The sequence below is a fragment of the Paenibacillus sp. P4_E11 genome (assembly GCF_056401635.1).
The window spans coordinates 1-5184 of sequence record NZ_JBFUIX010000197.1; the positions used below are offsets into that span (position 1 = coordinate 1).

Here is a 5184-nt window from a genome sequence, read left to right on the forward strand (position 1 = left end):
CAGAAGGATAGTGCGGTATGGTCCAATGATCCATTGTTCGCCCCTTTTAATGGTGGTAATAAGATAAATCTTGTAGAAGGAGAGATGGGTAATTGGGGGTTTCTAGATCAATCTGGTGCAGTAGCCATTCGACCGAGGTTTTCTATCGCTTATCCATTTTCCGAAGGGCTTTCTTTTGTTACTACCAAGGATGGACATCTGAATTTAGAGAAGGGCTTGCTTCGGTTGGCATCAACAAGAAATGGGGATTTATCGACAAAGCAGGCAAATTCGTAATCGCCCCCAATTATGACGATATACAGCCGTTTTCAGAGGGGCTTGCTTCAGTGAAAGTAGGGGCTGAGTGGGGGGGGCATTGACACGACGGGAAGACAAGTAGTGGAACCTACGTACAAGGGGATATCCCCTTTCTATTATGGGTTGGCTTTAGTTCGTGGTGAAAGAAGCGGTTTTATTGATCCAACAGGAAAGCTAGTGATAGATTTCCTGGAGTTAGGGATATCAGAATGGGGAGTATTTGAAGGCGAGTCCGCTCCTGTACGACAGAATGGGAAAGTTGGGTATATCAATAGCACAGGGCAATTCGTGATTCCCGCCCAATACGACACAGCTTATCAATTCTCCGAAGACTTAGCTGCTGTGCAATTAATGGGAAAATATGGATACATTGATCGATCGGGCCGGTTGGCCATCGCACCTGAATTTGATTTTGCCTTTCCATTTCGAAATGGGAAAGCTTTTGTTGAACAAAACAAGAAATGGGGGTTCATCAACACCAAAGGAGAATGGGTAATATCGCCTTCATTTACTGGATATGAGTAATGAATGGGGATTTCAGGTATCAGTATTCGGCTTTTTCCAAAAAAGCTAATGGCATGGCTTTATTGTTTAAAGAGAAGCAAATCTATTATTTGTTGCCTGATGGGCAGATTATCGAATATGTGAAACAATAAGAAAGCTGCAGTGATAAACCAAAAGGATCCGACTCAATTGCTCAATTGAGTGCATGCCGGTGTACGGGAAACGTCGTACTCGGAGATGGTGCTGCAGGTCGTCAATTACGGAACGTATCACCGTGGTAACATCGCTGCTATGTTGTGCCAAATGAGTCTTCCTTCCGTCATGACAGAGTGTTCTGGTATGCGGGGTAAGTGCTGAATAATTGGGACAGGTACTCCTATGGAGAGCTGTCCTTTTTTTGTTGGATCTTGGAAGACGACGAGATAAATGTTACACGTTATTATTTTAGATGCAGGTATAATCTGGGATTTATAGAATCTATGAGAGGAGCTGTTATCGTGAGAGAAGAAGGCGAAATAGGAAATTATGTTTTGAATCCTAAGATACTCTAATAACCAGGAGGCTGTTATGATGATTCCTTCAATTGGTTTTAAGAAAGCTTTGCCGGTATGGATAAAAGGTTATGAACAAGAGATGAATGTTCAAGTGGGATTCGTATTGGAATTCGATGCCTTCGAGTCCAATGCGTATACACTGCTGCTTACAGGGTCTACTCTATACAGAGTATTTGTTAACCAATGCTTTGTTCATTACGGTCCAGCGAGAGGTCCACATGGCTTCGCTCGTCTCGACAGCTTAGACTTGAAACCGCATCTCCGAGAGGGAAGGAACCGAATTGCCATTGAAGTGGCCGGTTATAATTGCGACAGTTACTATACCCTGAATCAACCGTCATTCCTGCAAGCGGAGCTTCTAGACAGTCAAGGGAACCCCATATATTCGACTGCACCAGAAGGTCCCTACCGTGGGATTAGACTGACGGGGCGGGTTCAAGAAGTTATGCGCTACTCCTTTCAACGCAGCTTCTCAGAGGTTTACATCCTGCAGACGAAGGATCCTTCTCATGATTGGATTAACGGGATTTCCGAGCAAGAGGCTGCTGTTTTAGCAGTAGTGGATTGGACTGGGACGTATTTGCCTAGGGAAGTGCCGATCCCGCGCTTTGAACTCACATATCCAACATCACTATTGGAACATGGCAAGGTGGAGGTTTTGACGCTTCCTGATGGGTTTCAATTTATTAGGCATCGGTTTATTCATGAAATCTCTGAGGAGAGCACCGGCTACCCGTTAGAACAGATCTCCGAAAGACCATTTGAAACGCTGCAGACGCTTACCTTCTATGAAGACGCAACCCGTCAGCGTCCAATCTCAGGTTCTAAGCTGTTAGCTAATGAATATGTGCTTCTGGATATGGGGCTGAACAACAATGGGTTCATCGGTTCGGAAATTGTAGCCCTTGAAGACAGTGAAGTGTATTTTATTTTTGATGAGAAGCTGATCGAGGGCCGTATAGACTATGCTTCATGGGAATCCATCAATATATTGAAATATTCATTGGAGAAGCGCAGTACGCCGTATACGCTGGAGTCCTTCGAATCGTATGGATTTCGCTACATTCAGTGCGTTGTGCTAAAAGGAGAGATACAACTTCAAAACTTATGGCTTAGGGAATATTCATACCCCCGGTTTGATAATGCGGAATTCTTTTGCTCGGATGATGAAATCAATACTATCTATAAAGCTGCGATCGAAACCTATAGGCAAAACACGTTGGATGTGTTTATGGATTGCGCTACACGTGAGAGAGCAGGTTGGCTGTGCGATAGTTATTTTACGGCTCAGTCCGCTCAATTTTTTTCAGGTGAATCCAAGGTAGAGAAGGTCATGCTAGAAAATTATGTGTTGGCTGCCGAGTTTTCTAACCTACCTCAAGGTATGCTTCCCATGTGTTATCCGGCAGACCATGTGGATGGCAATTTTATTCCCCAGTGGGCCATGTGGTATGTGATCGAACTGGAGGGGTATTTGAAACGGTCTGCAGAGGCGAAGCCGGATTACTTCCGAAGCTTATGTTATGATTTGTTGCATTATCTCAGCAAGTTCAAAAACAGCGACGGTCTATTAGAAAACCTGGAAAAATGGAATTTTATCGAGTGGTCGCAAGCCAATCAGTGGGTTCGTGACGTTAATTATCCGACGAACATGCTGTATTGCCAAGTGTTGCGCCTGATTGGTTCCTGGTACGAGGATGAGGCTTTATTGCAACAATCTGAGTTGATTAAGCAGATCATTATCGAACAGTCGTTTGACGGTACTTTTTTTGTTGATCAAGCCCTTCGAGCGGAGGACGGTAGCTTGGTACGGACGGAGAATCGTTCTGAGGTTTGCCAATACTATGCCCTGTTTTTCCAAATAGCTGATGTGCAGGATGCTCGGTTTAGTAAGCTTAAACATACGGTGCTTGAGGAGTTTGGTCCAGAGAGGAAGCAGCATGGCAGTATGCCGGAAATAGCCTATGCCAATTCTTTTGTCGGCAATTATTTGAGGCTGGAGATCTTGCTCAGATGGCGACGCTATCAGCAGGTAATGGACGAATGCAAAGGTTACTTCTATAAGATGGCAGTATTGACGGGTACCTTATGGGAGCATGATCGGATCACTTACAGCTTGAATCATGGGTTCGCCTCCTATGCCGGCGTGGCAATCATTAGGAGCTTGCTCGGTATCCAGGAGATCGATGAAAGGCAGAAGATTATTACTTTGGATTTTATAGATATGTCAATTTCCAAGATTTCTGGAAAGGTCGGTTCTGCTCAAGGTGTTATAGAGATCGATCGGGAAGTGGTAAATGGTGAATCGATCATCAACTACTCGATACCAGAAGGATATGAGTTGAGGTGGATAGATGGACAGACTTGAGATTGTGAGGGTTCATGAATACGAGAAAGTTTAGCGACAGGGGATAAAAAGTAGAAAGGATATGTAATATGACATTCTCGAATTTCGAATTTTTAAGAGGAGAATTTCCTAGACTATATCATCTTGCCAATATGACCGATGCTCTTATCGTTAAAGATCCATTTGCAGCAATGGTGAATATTAAGGATATGACGAATGAAGTCATTAGTGTACTATCCAAGGGTAATGAATTAAATACTATTAGCAATCATCGTGATGGATTGATTCATTCTCTGTGGAAGAGCGACATAATAAGTGAGGACATTTATTTATTCCTTCGAGAGATCGAGTTGTTTGATATACATGAAAGTGAAATTATTGTAGATTTATCCCGAATTGAACATCTATTTTTAAGGCTACATGATTTTCTCGTATGGTTTTATAAAACTTATGTGGATGATGCCTTTATGCCAATTGCATTTGTACAACCAACAAAACGAGCGAATTCTATAGTGCCCTTTCTGGAGAAAGAGTCGGATGATAGACCCATGGTGCCTTCTATTATTATAGACGGGATACATCATAGTGTGGAGTGGAGTCACAGTTTACACACCCTAGCAAACTATGGAGTTATTCAATATGACAATGGCGAGAAATATGAAGGGCAATTAGAACGAGGATTAAAACAAGGTCAAGGGATCTATACTTGGAGAGACGGAACAATCTACAAAGGCCAATGGAGCAAAGATCTTGAGCATGGGTATGGGGAAAAGATGTTTGCGAACGGAGACACCTATCGAGGGGGCTGGGAAAACGGGATTTTTGCTGGACAAGGGGTGTATCGATGGGCAGATGGTGCATCGTATGAAGGTCAATGGCAGGATGGTTTTGAACATGGTAGCGGTATTAAAACGGATGTAGGAGGAATAAAGAAGGAGGGTTTTTGGACATATGGTGAATATGTATACACTACTGGACAGTTGAGGAATGAATGATTAAGTGAGTGAGGATTTGTGGTTACAACCACATTTGCTGAAAATACTCAGGGCTGACTAAAGAATTCGACTATTATAGGAGCGTATTGTATGTGGATTCCTTATGAAGAAAGATTATTTTATCCACAAGATTTCAATGTAAGATATAGATTTTATTCCGCAGAAGAGGGCGGAAGGAAACTCTTGCCTAAACAAGGGTATCGAAGTGATTTTGCTATTGAAGATGACTTTTTAAAATCACCGATTAGTTTACGAGTTATTCACCCAGAGTTTGAAGATGAGAATAGAAATCTTATAATTGATGAAACAAAACCAATTCTTTTGTCAGGAACGGCAAGAATGTGGATTCTGTTTCCGCAATCTAGGACAAGACATCGAAATGAAATAAAACTTGGAATGAGAGGTTATTTTATGGAAGGATCAAGAAAAGTGGCCGTCGCAGAAATAATTGAAATAGTGGGTCTATACACAAACCCATATGTATAAT

6 protein-coding genes and 1 pseudogene are annotated in these 5184 nt (G+C 42.5%); all 7 read left to right on the forward strand.

Translation table 11 applies throughout. The annotated features are described in order from the left end of the window. Positions 1-276, forward strand: a 276-nt coding sequence (locus tag AC1DWB_RS30990) for a WG repeat-containing protein (RefSeq protein WP_477544950.1), incomplete at its 5' end; no start/stop codon positions are given. Continuing rightward, positions 276-359, forward strand: coding sequence for a WG repeat-containing protein (locus AC1DWB_RS30995; RefSeq protein WP_477544954.1), 84 nt, complete (start codon positions 276-278; stop codon positions 357-359). The genes AC1DWB_RS30990 and AC1DWB_RS30995, both read left to right, overlap by 1 nt. Next, positions 355-822, forward strand: coding sequence for a WG repeat-containing protein (locus tag AC1DWB_RS31000; RefSeq protein WP_477544955.1), 468 nt, complete (start codon positions 355-357; stop codon positions 820-822). Before AC1DWB_RS30995 ends, AC1DWB_RS31000 begins: the two co-directional genes overlap by 5 nt. Before the next feature lie 186 nt (positions 823-1008). Then, positions 1009-1158: pseudogene (locus AC1DWB_RS31005) on the forward strand (DinB family protein); the annotation flags it as partial. Between the two features lie 210 nt (positions 1159-1368). Further along, the gene (locus AC1DWB_RS31010) at positions 1369-3723 is read left to right on the forward strand and encodes an alpha-L-rhamnosidase-related protein (protein WP_477544951.1); all 2355 of its coding nucleotides are present in this window, start codon (positions 1369-1371) and stop codon (positions 3721-3723) included. Between the two features lie 68 nt (positions 3724-3791). Beyond that, a complete protein-coding gene (locus AC1DWB_RS31015) occupies positions 3792-4697 on the forward strand; it encodes an MORN repeat-containing protein (protein WP_477544952.1) in 906 nt (301 codons plus the stop codon). A gap of 90 nt (positions 4698-4787) precedes the next feature. Next, positions 4788-5183, forward strand: coding sequence for a hypothetical protein (locus AC1DWB_RS31020; RefSeq protein ID WP_477544953.1), 396 nt, complete (start codon positions 4788-4790; stop codon positions 5181-5183). Position 5184 lies beyond the last annotated feature (1 nt).